This is a genomic window from Streptomyces sp. f51 (assembly GCF_037940415.1).
Lineage (GTDB): Bacteria > Actinomycetota > Actinomycetes > Streptomycetales > Streptomycetaceae > Streptomyces.
In genome coordinates, this window is sequence record NZ_CP149798.1 from 5,734,854 (window position 1) to 5,751,995 (window position 17,142).

The window sequence follows — 17,142 nt, forward strand, 5'->3', positions numbered from 1 at the left end:
GACAGTCGAATCAAGTCCAGGGAGGAAACATGCCGATCAACCGAACCGCGTCCATCTCCGGCGACACGCGCGCCGAGGTACCGAGAGGTCTCGCCGGGGTCGTCGTCACCGACACCGAACTGGGTGACGTCAGAGGGCTGGAGGGCTTCTACCACTACCGCCAGTACTCGGCCGTCGACCTGGCGCGGACCCGCTGCTTCGAGGACGTCTGGCATCTGCTGGCCCACGGCGAACTGCCCGACGCGACCCGCCGCGCCGCCTTCACCGCGCGCACCGCGCGGCTGCGCCGGCTGCCGGACGACGTACGGGCGGCGCTGCCCGCGATCGCGGCCGCGACCGGGCCCTCGGGCCCCCTCGCCGGACTGCGCACCGCCCTGTCCCTCCTCGGAGCGTCGCTGGGGTTCCGTCCGGTGTACGACATCGACGCCGGTCGCCGCCTCGACGACGGTCTCGCGGCGACGGCGGCCGTACCGACCCTGCTCACCGCGCTGTACCGGATCGGGCGGGGACTGGAGCCGGTGGAGCCGCGCGAGGACCTGGGGTACGCCGCCAACTACCTGTACATGTTGACGGGTTCGGAGCCGGACGCGGCGCGCGCCCGAGCGGTCGAGCAATACCTCATCTCAACCATTGACCATGGATTCAATGCGTCAACGTTCACGGCGCGGGTGATCGCTTCCACCGGTGCGGATGTGGCGGCCTGCCTCGTGGGCGCCATCGGCGCTCTCTCGGGCCCGCTCCACGGAGGCGCTCCCAGCCGTGCCCTGGACACCCTCGACGCGATCGGGACCCCTGACCGTATCGACGGCTGGATCCGTGAACGCGTCCTGGCCGGCGAGCGCATCATGGGCTTCGGGCACCCCGTCTACCGCACGGAGGACCCGCGTTCGCGGATGCTCCGGGGGATGGCCGAGGAGTTCGGGGGCCCGCTCGTCGAGTTCGCGGTCGAAGTGGAACGGCAGGTGGAGGCGATCCTGGCCGAACTCAAGCCGGGCCGCGAGCTGCACACCAACGTGGAGTTCTACGCAGGTGTGGTCATGGAACTCTGCGGGCTGCCCCGCGAGATGTTCACCCCCACCTTCGCCGCCGCCCGCGTGGTCGGCTGGAGCGCGAACATCGTGGAACAGGCGAAGGACCCGAAGATAATCCGCCCGGCTGCCCGCTACGTGGGTCCGGTTCCACCGGTGGCGGTGCCGTCGGCCGCCTGACGTCGGCGAGCAGTCGACGGCGTCAGGGACCCGGCTGCCGTCGTACGGGCGATCCGGCCCGCGGGGCACACGTAAAGGGCCCGGCACCGTGGTGATGCCGGGCTCCGGGTCCTGGCCGACGGGATTCCAACCCGGCGAGTCAATGGGTGGGAACCGAATCCAAGGGGTCGGACGGGAAGCCGTCCGTTCGCGGTCGTACCGCCAGGCCCTCGTCGCTCCGTGGATGGGCGTGTCCCGGCGTCAGAGGTCCGGGATGTCCTTCTTGGCGCGCAGCAAGGTGTCGCGCGTGATGACGACGATCCGTTCGTAGTCGGCCCGTGAAGCGTCGGGCGGGAGCTCGGGGTCGAGTTCCAGGGTGGCCTCGCGCCCGATGACGGCGAAGTCGCCGTCGCTGAGCTCGAAGATGTCGGGGCATGACTGGCCAGAAGCGCTGCCGCGCTCGCGTGGAGTAGCCCCGACACGTCGCACGATCTTCACGGAAAATTACCAACCTTATGGCTCGGAGCAGTAAGGGATCCGAGCTGTTGTTTCGGAGTTGAGGCCTCCGAGCAGGGGTGATCGTTCGGAGGTGGAACTCTCCGAGCGCATGGGTGTTGAGCCGGAGGGCTCAGAGAGATCTGAGCATGCGCGCAAACTTAGCGGCTCGCGATGCCCCTGGTATCCAAAGCGCGGCAAGCAGCCGAGTGAATCTGGAGAGCTTTGCTTGACCAGGGGTGGTATGAGGGTGGTAGGCGACCCGTGGCGCACCAAGGTGTGGGAGGGGCGTGCGGGGCTCGACCCCCGCGCGCCGCGAGGTACGACCCCACGTGTCACGCTACCGGTCGAGCCCGGCAGTGTGCGGGACTATCCCTCATCCGGCTCTCCGACGACCCACCATTCGTCGGCGTCGGCATCCGCCTGATCCTGGATCAGCGTGTCCATCATCCGGCCCAGTTGAGCCTCGTCGGAGGACTCGGGCAGGCTCTTGCGGTGATGCTCGGTCGCCGCCCAGTACTCCCTGAAGATCGGATTCTGGCAGATGATGCGGAAGTGGCCGTGGAGCTCCGCGCGCGTGAGCGCCCCGATCCGGTGGAAGTACAGGGCGTTGATGTAGAGGGCGTTCGCGAAGAGGTACTGGCGCTGCTTCTCGGGTCCGATCTCGGTTTCGTACGTGTTGAGCACGGCGGCGAGGGCGGGATCGTCCATGGCTTTGCACATCAGGTCGAAATGGAGTCGGTGCTGCTCGGTGAGCACGGCACGTCGGCGCTGCCGTGTGCTTCGCTCCGTCACGGCGTTTGCCGCGGCGCCGAAGCCCGACCACGCGGCAGCGCCGAGCCTCCGTATCGCGGAAATCTGTGTGGCCATGTCAACCCCCGAATCAGGCGACCGTCCGCCGGTCGTCGGTTGTGGGGCGACAGGGAGCGGACCGGCGAGCGGTGGGCGGCGCGCTTGCCGTCTCCCAGTGTTGCCGAGCGGCTCTGATCGGCAGGGAGGCGGAGAGGAGGCGCACGGAGGGATGTGCGGGTCGCATCCACCGGCGCCATGTCCAACGTGTGCCCCGCGAGCGCCGCTAACAATCGTTCACTTCGGGGCGATTCCGCCCACTCGTATGCTGGGTCGGCATTCATTCCGCGCGTGAGCGCCGGTCCCGTGAGCCGGTGCGCGCACAGGTTCAGAGAGGGCGCATGGTGAGTCGGTCGAGTACCCGGCAGATCCCGGTCATCGTTCTCGCCGGCTTCCTCGGCTCCGGCAAGACCACACTGCTCAACCACCTCCTGCATCGCAGTGGAGGCAGCCGCATCGGAGCCGTCGTGAACGACTTCGGGGCGATCGAGATCGACGCGATGGCGGTGGCCGGGGCACTCGGCGACTCCACCGTCTCGCTCGGCAACGGGTGTCTGTGCTGTGCGGTCGATGTCACCGAACTTGATCAATATCTTGATCGGCTCGCTCGGCCCTCCGCTCGGATCGACGTCATCGTCATCGAGGCGAGCGGGCTCGCCGAGCCCCAGGAGCTCGTGCGCATGGTGCTCGCCAGCGAGCATCCGGGGATCGTGTACGGAGGGCTCGTCGAGGTCGTCGACGCCGCCGAGTTCGCCGGTACACGCGAGAAGCATCCCGAAATCGACCGGCACCTCGCGCTCGCCGATCTCGTCGTCGTCAACAAGGTCGACCGGGCCGACGACCGGGACCGGGTGCTGGGTGTCGTGCGGGAGCTCGCCGACCGTGCCGCCGTCGTCCCCGCCACCTACGGCCGGATCGATCCGGAGCTTCTGTTCGACTGCCGGCCCAGCGAGGAGCGCATCGGGCAGCTGTCCTTCGACGATCTCCACCGGCACGAGGACGAGATCGACGGACCGGGCGACGGCGAGGCCGACAGCGGGGAAGACCGTCCGGCGGAGGGCGGCCGCACGGAGCGTGGCCGCACGGAGCGTGGCCGGGAGCGGCACGACCACTCCGGGCATCTGCACTCCGCCTACGACTCCCTCTCTTTCAGCTCTGAAGTCCCCCTCGGGCCAAGGCAGTTGATGGCCTTCCTCGACAGCAGGCCCGAAGGGCTCTACCGGATCAAGGGCTACGTCGACTTCGGCGTCCAGGACATCCGCAACCGCTACGCCGTGCACGCCGTCGGGCGGTTCCTGCGCTTCTACCCGGAGCCCTGGACCGAAGCCGACGAGCGCCTCACCCAGCTCGTCCTCATCGGTTCGGGGATCGACACGGTGGCGCTGGCCAAGGAGCTGGAGGCATGCACGGAGGACGCCCCGCATGCCGACGAACACAGCATGTGGGGCGTCCTCCGCTACGTACAGGAGCCCGGCCCGGAGGCCTGACGGGGACTACACCGGGCCGGCCACCACCGACACCGGCCTGCCCAGCGACACGCCCGAGCCGTCACGGCGCGGGTCGATCTCCGGCAGGTCGACGGGCATTCCGGTCTTCTGCGCCGCGTGTCCCGGCGTCGGACCGGCCCAGGCCAGCGACAGACAGTCCTCGCCCTTCAGGAACCGCTGGCAGCGCACACCGCCCGTGGCGCGGCCCTTGCGGGGGTACTGGTCGAAGGGGGTCAGCTTGGCCGTGGTCTGGACGGAGTCGTCCAGCGTCCCGCGCGAACCCGCCACCGTGAACACGACCGCGTCGACGGCGGGGTCGACCGCGGTGAACGAGATCACCTTCGCGCCGTCCGTCAGCTTGATGCCCGCCATGCCGCCCGCGGCACGGCCCTGCGGACGCACCTGAGCGGCTTGGTAGCGCAGGAGCTGGGCGTCGTCCGTGATGAAGACCAGGTCCTCTTCGCCGGTGCGCAGCTCGACGGCACCCACGATCCGGTCGCCGTCCTTGAGCGTGATGACCTCCAACTCCTCCTTGTTCGAGGGGTAGTCGGGCACCACACGCTTGACGACACCTTGCTCCGTGCCGATCGCGAGACCGGGCGAGGTCTCGTCGAGCGTCGTCAGACAGACCACCGTCTCCTTCGGCTCCAGGGAGGACAGGAACTCCGTGATCGGAGCGCCGCCGGAGAGATTGGGTGCCGACGCCGTCTCGGGCAGCTGCGGGAGGTCGATCACGTTCAGGCGCAGGAGGCGGCCCAGGGACGTGACGACGCCGATCTCGCCGAGTGCCGTCGCGGGCACCGCGGAGACGATCACGTCGTGCTTGGTGCGCTTGGCGTCCGGGTCCTGCGGCAGGGGCTCGCCCGTCGCCGTACGCGCCAGCAGGCCTGTGGAGGACAGCAGGACGCGGCACGGGTCGTCGGCGACCTGGAGCGAGACGGTCGCGGCGGGGGTGCCCGCGGACTCCAGGAGCACCGTGCGCCGCTCGGTGCCGAACTTCTTGGCCACCGCGGCCAGTTCACCGGAGACCAGCTTGCGCAGCTCCGTGTCCGAGTCCAGGATGCCGGTCAGCTCGTCGATCTCGCCGTTGAGGCGGTCGCGCTCCGACTCCAGCTCGATGCGGTCGAACCGGGTGAGGCGGCGCAGCGGTGTGTCGAGGATGTACTGCGTCTGGATCTCGGAGAGCGAGAAGTGCTCGATCAGCCGCTCCTTGGCCTGCGCCGAGTTGTCGCTGGAGCGGATGAGGCGGATGACCTCGTCGATGTCCAGGAGGGCGACGAGGAGACCCTCGACCAGGTGCAGACGGTCGCGCTTCTTGCTGCGGCGGAACTCGCTGCGGCGGCGCACGACGTCGAAGCGGTGGTCGAGATAGACCTCCAGCAGCTCCTTGAGGCCGAGGGTGAGCGGCTGACCGTCCACCAGGGCCACGTTGTTGATGCCGAAGGACTCCTCCATCGGCGTCAGTTTGTAGAGCTGTTCGAGGACCGCCTCCGGCACGAAGCCGTTCTTGATCTCGATGACCAGACGCAGGCCGTGCGCACGGTCGGTGAGGTCCTTGACGTCGGCGATGCCCTGGAGCTTCTTCGAGCCGACCAGGTCCTTGATCTTGGAGATCACCTTCTCCGGACCCACGGTGAAGGGCAGCTCGGTGACGACGAGGCCCTTGCGGCGGGCCGTGACGTCCTCCACGGACACCGTGGCGCGGATCTTGAAGGTGCCGCGGCCCGATTCGTAGGCGTCCCTGATCCCGGAGAGGCCGACGATCCGGCCGCCGGTGGGCAGGTCGGGGCCCGGGACGTGCTTCATCAGCGTCTCGAGGTCGGCGCCCGGGTAGCGGATGAGGTGCCGGGCCGCGGCGATGACCTCGCCGAGGTTGTGCGGCGGCATGTTCGTGGCCATGCCGACGGCGATGCCCGACGAGCCGTTGACCAGCAGGTTCGGGAAGGCGGCCGGGAGGGCCACCGGCTCCCGCTCCTGGCCGTCGTAGTTGGGCGTGAAGTCGACGGTGTCCTCGTCGATCGACTCCGTCATCAGCGACGTCGCGTCGGCCATCCGGGCCTCGGTGTAACGCATCGCGGCCGGCGGGTCGTCGTTGCCCAGCGAACCGAAGTTGCCGTGGCCGTCGACCAGGGGCAGCCGCATGGAGAAGGGCTGCGCCAGACGCACCAGGGCGTCGTAGATCGACGCGTCGCCGTGCGGGTGGAGCTTACCCATGACCTCGCCGACGACACGGGCGCACTTCACGTAGCCGCGGTCGGGCCGCAGGCCCATCTCGTTCATCTGGTACACGATGCGACGGTGGACCGGCTTGAGGCCGTCCCGGGCGTCCGGCAGGGCTCGCGAGTAGATGACCGAGTACGCGTATTCGAGGAAGGAGCCCTGCATCTCGTCCACGACGTCGATGTCGAGGATCTTCTCCTCGTACGAGTCGTCGGGCGGCGGGGTCTTCGTGCTGCGGCGGGCCATCGCTGCTGCGGCTCCTTCACAGTCTCTGCCGGGGCATGAACGGGTTCTGACGCGCACCATTGTGGACCGCCCCACTGACAACGCCGACCGCGACCCGTCCGTAGCGCCCCGCCGGCACGCTCCGCGGACGTCTCCGGCACCCCTTCCGGGCGGCCCTGCGGCCCCGTGTCCTGCGGCCCGGGGCGCGCCCCCGGCGGTTTCCGCGGAGGCTTCCCCGGGCGGGCGGCGGACACGCGTGAGTCTCGCTCTCGGCGTACGAGGTGCGGGAACCGCGCCACCCGTCCGCGCGCTTGCATACAGTGGCAGGACCGACAGGAATGACGCAGTTCCGCGATCGAAGGGACGTACATGCCCATGGGTCACACGGCCACAGCTGAGGCAGGCTCCGGCGGCCTGACAGCGACCGAGCACCGCCTGGCCAACGGCCTGCGCGTGGTGCTCTCCGAGGACCATCTGACCCCGGTCGCCGCGGTGTGCCTCTGGTACGACGTCGGCTCGCGCCACGAGGTCAAGGGCCGCACCGGTCTCGCCCACCTTTTCGAGCACCTGATGTTCCAGGGCTCCAAGCAGGTCCACGGCAACGGCCACTTCGAACTCGTCCAGGGCGCTGGCGGCTCGCTCAACGGCACGACGAGTTTCGAGCGCACCAACTACTTCGAGACCATGCCCGCCCACCAGCTGGAGCTCGCGCTCTGGCTGGAGGCCGACCGCATGGGATCGCTGCTCGAGGCGCTGGACGACGAGTCCATGGAGAACCAGCGCGACGTGGTGAAGAACGAGCGCCGGCAGCGTTACGACAACGTTCCGTACGGCACCGCCTTCGAGAAGCTCACCGCGCTCTCGTACCCCGAGGGCCACCCGTACCACCACACCCCGATCGGGTCGATGGCGGACCTGGACGCGGCGACCCTGGAGGACGCCCGCGCCTTCTTCCGCACCAACTACGCGCCCAACAACGCGGTTCTGTCGATCGTCGGAGACATCGATCCGGAGCAGACGCTCGTCTGGGTCGAGAAGTACTTCGGCTCGATCCCCGGGCACGACGGCAAGCCCGCCCCGCGGGATGGCTCGCTGCCCGACGTCATCGGCGAGCAGCTGCGCGAGGTCGTCGAGGAGGACGTCCCGGCCCGCGCGCTGATGGCCGCCTACCGGCTCCCGGAGGACGGCACGCGCGCGTGCGACGCGGCCGACCTGGCGCTCACCGTCCTCGGTGGCGGCGAGTCCTCCCGGCTCTACAACCGGCTCGTACGCCGTGACCGCACCGCCGTCGCGGCCGGGTTCGGCCTGCTGCGGCTCGCCGGAGCACCCTCCCTGGGGTGGCTGGACGTGAAGACGTCCGGCGACGTCGAGGTCCCGGTCATCGAGGCCGCCGTCGACGAGGAGCTCGCCCGGTTCGCCGAAGAGGGCCCCACGGCCGGGGAAATGGAGCGTGCCCAGGCCCAGTTGGAGCGCGAATGGCTCGACCGGCTCGGTACCGTCGCCGGCCGCGCCGACGAACTGTGCCGCTACGCCGTCCTGTTCGGCGACCCGCAGCTCGCCCTGACCGCCGTGCAGCGCGTCCTCGACGTCACGGCGGACGAGGTCAGGGAGGCCGCGAAGGCCCGCCTGCGCCCCGACAACCGCGCGGTGCTCGTCTACGAGCCGACCACCGCCGAAGCCGCCGGCTCCGCCGACGAGACCGACGAGACCGACGAGGAGGCGGCGAAGTGACCGAGCTCGCCACCATGGACTTCCACCCCCGCCCCCAGGCCGGACAGCCCAAGCCGTGGGCGTTCCCCGCCCCCGAGCGCGGCACCCTGGACAACGGCCTGACCGTGCTGCGCTGCCACCGCCCCGGCCAGCAGGTCGTCGCCGTCGAGGTGATCCTCGCCGCGCCGCTGGACGCCGAGCCCGCGGGCCTGGACGGCATCGCCACGATCATGGCGCGCGCCTTCTCCGAGGGCACCGACAAGCACTCGGCCGAGGACTTCGCCGCCGAGCTGGAGCGCTGCGGCGCCACGCTCGACGCGCACGCCGACCACCCCGGCGTACGCCTGTCGCTCGAAGTGCCCGTCTCGCGCCTGGCCAAGGCCCTCGGCCTGCTCGCCGACGCCCTGCGGGCCCCCGCGTTCGCGGACAGCGAGGTAGAGCGGCTGGTGACCAACCGGCTGGACGAGATCCCGCACGAGACGGCGAACCCGGCCCGTCGCGCGGCCAAGGAGCTCTCCAAGGAGCTGTTCCCGGCGAGCGCGCGCATGGCGCGCCCGCGTCAGGGCACCGAGGAGACCGTCCGGAGCATCGACTCCTCGGCCGTGCGCGCCTTCTACGAGAAGCACGTGCGCCCCGCCACGGCCACCGCGGTCGTCGTGGGCGACCTGACCGGCGTCGACCTCGACGAGCTGCTCGCCGACACGCTCGGTTCCTGGACCGGCTCGTCCGCCGAGCCGCTTCCCGTGCCGCCGGTGACCGCCGACGACACCGGCCGCGTGATCATCGTCGACCGTCCCGGCGCGGTCCAGACGCAGCTGCTCATCGGCCGTGTCGGCGCCGACCGGCACGAGCGCGTGTGGCCCGCCCAGGTCCTCGGCACGTACTGCCTCGGCGGCACCCTCACCTCGCGCCTGGACCGCGTCCTGCGCGAGGAGAAGGGCTACACGTACGGCGTTCGGGCGTTCGGGCAGGTCCTGCGCTCCGCGCCGGACGGCACGGGGGCCGCGATGCTCGCCATCAGCGGCTCGGTCGACACCCCCAACACCGGTCCTGCGCTCGACGACCTGTGGAAGGTGCTGCGCACCCTCGCGGCCGAGGGGCTGACCGACACGGAGCGCGACGTCGCCGTGCAGAACCTGGTGGGTGTCGCGCCCCTGAAGTTCGAGACGGCGGCGGCCGTCGCGAGCACGCTCGCCGACCAGGTCGAGCAGCACCTGCCGGACGACTACCAGTCGACGCTCTACCGCCAACTGGCCGCCACGGGCACCGTGGAGGCCACCGCGGCGGCGGTGAACGCCTTCCCGACGGACCGTCTGGTGACCGTCCTGGTGGGCGACGCGGCGCAGATCGCGGAGCCGGTCAGGGCCCTCGGAATCGGTGAAGTCACCGTGGTGGCGGCCGAGTAGCACCCGCGCGACCCAGGAGGGCCCTGACGGCTGAAGAGCCGTCAGGGCCCTCCTCTTGACGGCCGCAGCCCCCAAGATGTCCGTATTCGTGCAGGGGTTACCCCTTCTGCCCTGTGGCATGCGTTACAAAAATCGTGATCCGTTTGTTGTTCGAATGAGGCCCCGTCTAGCGTCGGTCCGACTGTTCGTCACGCAGTGCGCCGCGCCCGCGGCACCGGACAGTCATCGCCGAGTCCCCCATGACGCGAGTCAGGGGAGCCGGGGACCCACGCAGTCCCTGGGGTGAATCGGACGCCCTCTCCGGAGGGGGTCCGTAGGAGACCTTCCTGCTCCGAACCCGTCAGCTAACCCGGTAGGCGAGAGGGAAGGAAAGGATCAGCCCCTACATGGCGTTCACCTGTGGCACCGGCAAGCATCGTCGTACGAGCAGCCGGGTGCACAGCACCACCACGACCGCCGTCGGGGTCGCGGCGCTCACCACCACCGGTGTGATCGGAACCCTGGCCGCTCCCGCGTTCGCCGCGGAGGCCACCGTCGAGCAGACCGGGCTGACCCAGACCGTCACCCTGAACGACGCGGTCGCCGACCAGATCGACGCCCAGGCCTTCGCGCAGCAGCGCGCCGCCGACGAGGCCGCCGCGCGCAAGCAGGCCGAGCAGACGGCACGCAAGCAGGCCGCCGCCCAGGCCACGCAGCTCCGCGAGGCCAAGGCGCGCGCCGCCCGCGAGGCCGAGCGCAAGCGCCTGAACACGTTCGTCCTGCCGATCACCGGTTCGTACGTCTCCACCGGTTACAAGGCGAGCAGCAGCCTCTGGTCCTCGGGCAGCCACACCGGCGTCGACTTCCACGCCGCGTCCGGCACCTCGGTCCACGCCGTCGGCTCCGGCACGGTCGTCACGGCCGGCTGGGGCGGCGCCTACGGCAATCAAGTCGTGATCAAGATGCATGACGGCACGTACACCATGTACGGCCACCTGTCGTCCATCGGTGTGTCCGTGGGGCAGGCGGTCACCCCGGGTCAGCAGATCGGCCTCTCCGGGGACACCGGCAACACCACGGGACCGCACCTGCACTTCGAGGCCCGTACGACCGCCGAGTACGGCTCGGACATGGACCCGGTCGCGTACCTGCGCTCGCACGGCGTCAACGTCTGACGACCGCTTCGCGGCTTCTTCACCGCTTTCGATGCCCCGGCTCACCGAGCCGGGGCATCGTCGTTTCCGGACGCCGTCTGTCCAAAAAATATCCATGGGTTCAGGCATGCCATCGGAAATTCACGCCTCCTGCAATAGAGTCACTGAAGAAGCGTCAATCGTCGGCGTTTCACGGGGATTAAAGCGGAGGTCGGTCATGCGTATTCCGGCGCACTCGGTGTGCACGGCGATCCGTGACGACATCGTCGCGGGTGTCTACGAGCGCGGCGGCCGCCTCACCGAGGAACTGCTCGCGCGGCGCTACGGCGTCTCGCGCGTCCCCGTGCGCGAGGCCCTGCGCACCCTGGAGGCCGAGGGCTTCGTGGTCACCCGTCGGCACGCGGGCGCCTGTGTCGCGGAGCCCACCGAGCAGGAGGCCGCGGACCTCCTGGAGATGCGCATGCTGCTGGAGCCGCTGGGTGCCGCGCGGGCCGCGCAGCGGCGCACGGAGGCTCACCTCAAGGTGCTGCGCGGCCTGGTCAGGCTGGGCCAGGAGCGCTCCAGGCGGGGCAACAGCGAGGATCTGCGCTCGCTGGGCGGCTGGTTCCACGAGACGCTCGCCCAGGCGTCCGGCAGTTCCGCGCTCACCTCCACGCTCTCGCAGTTGCGCCACAAGATCGCCTGGATGTACTCGGTGGACGCGCCGGCCGACCCGGCGGAGTCCTGGGCGGAGCACGGCGGCATCGTGGACGCCGTCGCCCGCGGCGACAGCGAGCGGGCCCGCGCGATCACGGCCCTGCACACCGAGCGCGCCATGGCCGCGCACCGGCTCCGGTTTCCCGGCGCCGAACGGCCGGACCGTGTGAGGAGTTCGCAACATCCCGTAAACATGACGGGCCTGCGTCATTAACACGGGCGCCGTATACAAAGAGGGATATTCGGTGGGGGCTCATTTCTGATGCCCTTTTATTCGTGTGTCCGGAATTATCGTGCACGCCATTCCTGCGGCCCTGCCGCGAAGGCGGTGCGGGGTGCCCGGAGAATTTCCGGGCGACGTACGGAAAACGGCTGAGCCGCGCCCCCGGTCAAGGGGGGCGCGGCTCAGCCGTGTGTCCTGACCCGGAGGACGCCTCAGACGGTCTCGGGGAGCTCGTCGAGCCCCTCGGCGACCAGCTTCGCCAGACGGTCGAGGGCGATGTCCGCGCCCTCGGCGTCCGACGCGAGGACGATCTCCTCGCCGCCCTGGGCGCCGAGCCCGAGGACCGCGAGCATGGAGGCCGCATTGACGGGGTTGCCGTCGGCCTTGGCGATCGTCACGGGGATGCCGGAGGCCGTGGTGGCCCGGACGAAGATGGAGGCGGGGCGGGCGTGGAGGCCCTCGGTCCAGCCGACGTTGACGCGGCGCTCAGCCATGTGATGCTGCCCTTCGGGGGTTCAGGGTTGTCTAGACCAGTGTTCCATATCGTGAGGCGTGCCCGGACGATCCCGGGGACCCGCCCCGCCCCGGTGCCGGTCCCCGGGCGGGCCGGCCTCGCCGGCGCGGCGGGATTTCGGGGCCGTACCCAGGCCCGCTGCGACGTCCGTCACCCTCAGACTGCCTCGCGCCGTTGTCGTACGCCAGCCGTACTCTGGGGCCCATGCAGACCTCGTCGGACCGGCACGAGTACCCAGCCCACTGGGAGGCCGACGTGGTGCTGCGCGACGGCGGCACCGCGCGGATCAGGCCCATCACCGTCGACGACGCCGAACGCCTGGTCAGCTTCTACGAGCAGGTCTCCGAGGAGTCGAAGTACTACCGCTTCTTCGCGCCCTACCCGCGGCTGTCCGCCAAGGACGTCCACCGCTTCACCCACCACGACTTCGTGGACCGGGTGGGCCTCGCCGCCACGGTCGGCGGAGAGTTCATCGCCACCGTGCGCTACGACCGGATCAACGCGGACGGCATGCCCGCCTCGGCGCCCGCCGACGAGGCCGAGGTCGCCTTCCTCGTCCAGGACGCCCACCAGGGCCGGGGCGTCGCCTCCGCGCTGCTCGAACACATCGCCGCGGTCGCCCGCGAGCGTGACATCCGCCGCTTCGCCGCCGAGGTGCTGCCCGCCAACAACAAGATGATCAAGGTGTTCACGGACGCCGGATACACCCAGAAGCGCAGCTTCGAGGACGGCGTCGTCCGCCTGGAGTTCGACCTCGAACCCACCGACCGGTCCGTGGCCGTGCAGCGCGCGCGGGAACAGCGCGCCGAGGCCCGCTCCGTCCAGCGGCTGCTGGCCCCCGGCTCGGTGGCCGTCATCGGCGCCGGGCGCACACCCGGCGGCGTCGGCCGCAGCGTCCTGGACAACCTCCGGTCGGCCGGGTTCACCGGACGCCTGTACGCCGTCAACACGGCACTCCAGGACAAGGAACTCGACGGCGTCCCGGCCCACCGCTCCATCAGGGACATCGACGAGCCCGTGGACCTCGCCGTCGTCGCCGTGCCCGCCGAGCAGGTCCCCGAGGTCGTCACGGAATGCGGCGAACACGGCGTGCAGGGACTGGTGGTGGTCTCCGCCGGCTACGCGGAGAGCGGCCCCGAGGGACGCGAGCGCCAGCGTGAACTCGTACGGCACGCGCGCACGTACGGCATGCGCATCATCGGACCCAACGCCTTCGGTGTGATCAACACCGCGCCCGACGTCCGGCTGAACGCCTCGCTCGCCCCCCAGATGCCCCGCCCCGGACGCATCGGCCTGTTCGCGCAGTCCGGCGCCATCGGCATCGCCCTGCTCTCCCGGCTGCACCGGCGCGGCGGCGGCGTCACCGGCGTCACCGGCGTGTCGACCTTCGTCTCCTCGGGGAACCGGGCGGACGTCTCCGGCAACGACGTACTCCAGTACTGGTACGACGACCCGGACACCGACGTCGCCCTGATGTACCTCGAATCCATCGGCAACCCGCGCAAGTTCACCCGCCTCGCGCGGCGGACCGCGGCGGCGAAGCCGCTGGTCGTGGTCCAGGGAGCGCGGCACGGCGGGACCGCACCCCAGGGGCACGCCGTACGGGCCACCCGGCTGCCTCACGCCACCGTGTCCGCGCTGCTGCGCCAGGCCGGAGTGATCCGCGTGGACACGATCACCGAACTCGTCGACGCGGGCCTGCTGCTGGCCCGCCAGCCGCTTCCCAGGGGACCGCGCGTGGCGATCCTCGGGAACTCCGAGTCGCTGGGTCTTCTCACGTACGACGCGTGCCTCGCCGAAGGCCTCAGGCCGCTGCCGCCGCGGGACCTGACCACGGCCGCCTCGGCGGAGGACTTCCACCGGGCCCTGTCGGCGGCACTCGCCGACGACGGCTGCGACGCCGTCGTCGTGACGGCCATCCCGGCTGTGGGGGAGACCTCGGCCGCCGACGCGGCACTCGCCGAGGCGCTGCGGTCCTCCGCCCTCGCGGCCCCGGCGAAACCCGTCCTCGTCGTCCACGTCGAACTGGGCGGACTCGCCGAAGCCCTCTCCGCGGCGGCGAGCACCGCCCCGCCCGCCTCCGGAACGGCGCCGGGCGCGGCCCCCGGCGCCCGGTTCCACCCCTCGGACCGGTCGCCCGCGGCGGAGCGCGCCGAACCCGCGCCCGACACCCGGCTCATCCCCGCCTACCCCGCCGCCGAACGCGCCGTCCGCGCCCTCGCCGAAGCCGTCAAGTACGCCCAGTGGCGGCTGGACGCGGGCGAGCCCGGCAAGGTCCCCGAGTACGAGGACATCGACGAGAAGGGGGCGGCCCGGCTGATCGACGACCTCCTCGCGCGCGGGGAGGGCCTGACCCTGGGAGGCGAACGGACGGCGGAACTGCTCGGGCGCTACGGCATCGACGTGCACCGGTCCCTGCCCGCCCCCACGCCGGACGACGCCGTGGAAGCCGCGCGGACCATCGGATACCCCGTCGCACTGAAGACCACCGCCCCGCACCTGCGGCACCGCGCCGACCTCGGTGGCGTACGCCTGGACGTGGCGGACGAGGAACAGCTGCGCCGGGCGTACGCGGAACTGACCGAGCTGTTCGGACCGCCGACCGTGCTGCGCCCGGTCGTGCAGGGGATGGCACCGCGCGGTGTCGACACGGTCGTCCGCGCGGTGATCGACCCGGCCGCCGGTGCGGTGCTCTCCTTCGGGCTCGCCGGAGCCGCCTCCGAACTGCTCGGGGACACCGCGCACCGCCTGGTCCCGGTCACCGACCGGGAGGCGGCCTCCCTGGTCAGGTCGATCAGGACGGCGCCCCTCCTGTTCGGCTGGCGGGGCTCCGCTCCGGTCGACACGGCGGCCCTCGAAGAACTGATGCTGCGCGTCTCCCGCCTGGTCGACGACCACCCGGAGGTCGTCGCGGTCTCGCTGGAGCCGGTCGTGGTCGCCCCGACCGGCGTGAGCGTGCTGGGCGCCACCGTACGGCTGGCCCGCGCTCCCCTCCGGGACGACCTCGGCCCCCGGACCCTGCCCGTCGTCTGAGCCGGCCGGGACGTCACAGGAGCCGCGACGCCCCGGGACGCGGACGGGGGTGCCTCCGCGACGGCGGGCACCCCTGCCGCGCCGCGTCGCACCGGGCACCCTGCGTGATGCGATCTGATCCGTCCACGACAGACCCACGCGAGCGGTGCCTCGCAGTCAGTGGGCCCCCGTAGGATGGACGTCATGGCCAAGACCAGTACGACGACCCAGGGGCTGCGAGCGGCGATCGAGCGCAGCGGCTACTACCCGGCCCTCGTGGCCGAGGCGGTGGAGGCCGCGATCGGCGGCGAGACCATCCGGTCGTACCTGGTCCACCAGGAGACGACGTTCGACGCGAACGAGGTCCGCCGGCACGTCACCGTGCTGGTCCTCACCGGCAACCGTTTCATCGTGAGCCACACCGACGAGCAGAACGCGGACACCACCTCCCCGACGCCCTACGCCACGACCTCGACGGAGTCGGTCAAGCTCGGCCGGATCTCCTCGGTCGTCGTCAGCCGCGTCGTCGCGAACCCCGAGTCGTACACGCCCGGCACGCTGCCCCGCGAAGTGGTCCTGACCATCGGCTGGGGCGCCGTCTCGCGCATCGACCTGGAGCCGGCCGCCTGCGGCGACCCCAACTGCGACGCCGACCACGGCTACACCGGCAACTCGACGGCCGACGACCTGAGCCTGCGGGTCAGCGAGGCCGGGGACGGCCCGGAGACGGTCCGCCAGGCCCTCGCCTTCGCGCAGTCCCTCTCCGAAGCGACCGCGGACGTCGCCCGCTGATGGCCCTGCCCACCTGGGACCACCCGGAACCGCTCGCCATCGGCTCCGCGCCCGTCCCCGAGTACGGCGCCGGTTCGCTGGCCGATCTGCTGCCCACCCTCGCCGCCGGCATGTCCGTGCCCGGCGCGACCGCCGTCATACCCGAACTGACCGCGGCCGACCGGAACTGCGTGTTCCTGATCGACGGTCTCGGCTGGGAGCAGCTCAGGGCCCACCCGCACGAGGCACCCTTCATGACCTCGCTCCTGGAGTCCTCGCGCGGCGGCACCGGACGTCCGATCACCGCCGGCTACCCGGCCACCACCGCGACCTCCCTCGCCTCGGTGGGCACCGGTCTGCCCCCGGGCGCCCACGGCCTGCCCGGCTACACGGCGCGCAACCCCGCCACCGGCGAGCTGATGAACCAGCTCCGCTGGAACCCGTGGACCGATCCGCGAGCCTGGCAGCCCCACCCCACGATCTTCCAGCTGGCCGACGCGGCCGGTGTCCACACCGCCCAGGTCTCCTCGCCGACCTTCCAGAACACCCCGCTGACGAAGATCGCGCTGAGCGGCGGGACCTTCCACGGCAGGCTGTCGGGCGAGGAGCGCATGGACCTCGCCGCCGAGCAACTGGCCGCCGGCGACCGCTCCTTGGTCTACACGTACTACGCGGAGGTGGACGGCAAGGGCCACCGCTTCGGCGTCGACTCCGACCCCTGGCGCGGCCAGCTCATGTACGTCGACCGGCTGGTGCAGCGTCTCGCGGAGCAGCTCCCGCCGCGCACGGCGCTGTACGTCACCGCCGACCACGGCATGATCGACATCCCGTTCGACGAGCAGCACCGCATCGACTTCGACGAGGACTGGGAGCTGCGCGCCGGGGTCGCCCTGCTGGGCGGCGAAGGCCGTGCCCGCCACGTGTACGCGGTCCCGGGCGCCCAGGCGGACGTGCTGACCTGCTGGCGCGAGGTCCTCGGCGAGCAGTTCTGGGTCGCCTCCCGCGACGAGGCGATCGACGCCGGCTGGTTCGGCCCGCGGGTCGACGAGCGGGTGTACCTCCGGCTGGGTGACGTCATCGCCGCCGCCCGGGACGATGTTCTGATCACCGCGTCCGAGCGGGAGCCGAAGGAGTCGCTGATGGTCGGCAACCACGGCTCCATGACCCCGGCCGAGCAGCTGGTGCCCCTCCTCCAAGTACGCTCCTGACATTCC

At 71.0% G+C, this 17,142-nt stretch carries 13 protein-coding genes and 1 riboswitch; of the genes, 9 read left to right on the forward strand and 4 right to left on the reverse strand.

What is annotated here, in order from left to right:
• The first annotated feature begins 29 nt into the window (after positions 1-29).
• Positions 30-1,208, forward strand: coding sequence for a citrate synthase/methylcitrate synthase (locus WJM95_RS24950; RefSeq protein WP_339132025.1), 1,179 nt, complete (start codon positions 30-32; stop codon positions 1,206-1,208).
• A 240-nt stretch (positions 1,209-1,448) separates the two neighbouring features.
• Here the strand turns inward: WJM95_RS24950 and WJM95_RS24955 are convergent, their stop codons facing one another.
• Both WJM95_RS24955 and WJM95_RS24960 read right to left on the reverse strand, forming a co-directional pair.
• Positions 1,449-1,685 carry a hypothetical protein gene (locus WJM95_RS24955; RefSeq protein ID WP_339132026.1) on the reverse strand — a complete coding sequence of 79 codons (237 nt, stop codon included), beginning with the start codon at positions 1,683-1,685 and terminating at the stop codon, positions 1,449-1,451.
• Between the two features lie 366 nt (positions 1,686-2,051).
• Positions 2,052-2,552, reverse strand: a complete 501-nt coding sequence (locus tag WJM95_RS24960) for a DUF6082 family protein (protein ID WP_339132027.1) — start codon at positions 2,550-2,552, stop codon at positions 2,052-2,054.
• Positions 2,553-2,872: 320 nt separating this feature from the next.
• Between WJM95_RS24960 and WJM95_RS24965 the strand changes: the two genes are divergently transcribed.
• Positions 2,873-4,018: a GTP-binding protein gene (locus WJM95_RS24965; RefSeq protein ID WP_339132028.1), complete on the forward strand. Its 1,146-nt coding sequence runs from the start codon at positions 2,873-2,875 to the stop codon at positions 4,016-4,018.
• Positions 4,019-4,024: 6 nt separating this feature from the next.
• Here WJM95_RS24965 and WJM95_RS24970 read toward each other — a convergent pair whose 3' ends face one another.
• The gene (locus WJM95_RS24970; protein WP_339132029.1) at positions 4,025-6,484 is read right to left on the reverse strand and encodes a DNA topoisomerase IV subunit A; all 2,460 of its coding nucleotides are present in this window, start codon (positions 6,482-6,484) and stop codon (positions 4,025-4,027) included.
• A gap of 354 nt (positions 6,485-6,838) precedes the next feature.
• On the opposite strand from WJM95_RS24970, the gene WJM95_RS24975 reads away from it, so the two are divergent.
• The 4 genes from WJM95_RS24975 (at position 6,839) to WJM95_RS24990 (ending at position 11,622) form a co-directional block, all read left to right on the forward strand.
• Positions 6,839-8,194 (forward strand): pitrilysin family protein, encoded by a 1,356-nt coding sequence (locus WJM95_RS24975; RefSeq protein ID WP_339135824.1) that lies wholly within the window; start codon positions 6,839-6,841, stop codon positions 8,192-8,194.
• The gene (locus WJM95_RS24980) at positions 8,191-9,579 is read left to right on the forward strand and encodes a pitrilysin family protein (protein WP_339132030.1); all 1,389 of its coding nucleotides are present in this window, start codon (positions 8,191-8,193) and stop codon (positions 9,577-9,579) included. The genes WJM95_RS24975 and WJM95_RS24980 overlap by 4 nt, the downstream gene beginning before the upstream one ends.
• Positions 9,580-9,795: 216 nt before the next feature.
• A riboswitch (cyclic di-AMP (ydaO/yuaA leader) is annotated at positions 9,796-9,953 on the forward strand.
• 12 nt (positions 9,954-9,965) lie between these two features.
• Positions 9,966-10,733, forward strand: a complete 768-nt coding sequence (locus tag WJM95_RS24985) for a M23 family metallopeptidase (RefSeq protein WP_339132031.1) — start codon at positions 9,966-9,968, stop codon at positions 10,731-10,733.
• Positions 10,734-10,929: 196 nt separating this feature from the next.
• A complete protein-coding gene (locus WJM95_RS24990; RefSeq protein WP_339132032.1) occupies positions 10,930-11,622 on the forward strand; it encodes a GntR family transcriptional regulator in 693 nt (230 codons plus the stop codon).
• A gap of 221 nt (positions 11,623-11,843) precedes the next feature.
• Here the strand turns inward: WJM95_RS24990 and WJM95_RS24995 are convergent, their stop codons facing one another.
• Positions 11,844-12,125, reverse strand: a complete 282-nt coding sequence (locus tag WJM95_RS24995; RefSeq protein ID WP_339132033.1) for an HPr family phosphocarrier protein — start codon at positions 12,123-12,125, stop codon at positions 11,844-11,846.
• 224 nt (positions 12,126-12,349) lie between these two features.
• Between WJM95_RS24995 and WJM95_RS25000 the strand changes: the two genes are divergently transcribed.
• The 3 genes from WJM95_RS25000 to WJM95_RS25010 all read left to right on the forward strand — a co-directional run bounded on the left by WJM95_RS25000 (position 12,350) and on the right by WJM95_RS25010 (position 17,136).
• Complete coding sequence (locus WJM95_RS25000; RefSeq protein ID WP_339132034.1) at positions 12,350-15,178, forward strand: GNAT family N-acetyltransferase; 2,829 nt, start codon at positions 12,350-12,352, stop codon at positions 15,176-15,178.
• 183 nt (positions 15,179-15,361) lie between these two features.
• On the forward strand, positions 15,362-15,949 hold the full coding sequence (locus WJM95_RS25005) for a DUF5998 family protein (protein ID WP_339132035.1): 588 nt from the start codon (positions 15,362-15,364) through the stop codon (positions 15,947-15,949).
• Positions 15,949-17,136: a nucleotide pyrophosphatase/phosphodiesterase family protein gene (locus WJM95_RS25010; protein ID WP_339132036.1), complete on the forward strand. Its 1,188-nt coding sequence runs from the start codon at positions 15,949-15,951 to the stop codon at positions 17,134-17,136. Before WJM95_RS25005 ends, WJM95_RS25010 begins: the two co-directional genes overlap by 1 nt.
• The last annotated feature ends 6 nt before the right edge of the window (positions 17,137-17,142 follow it).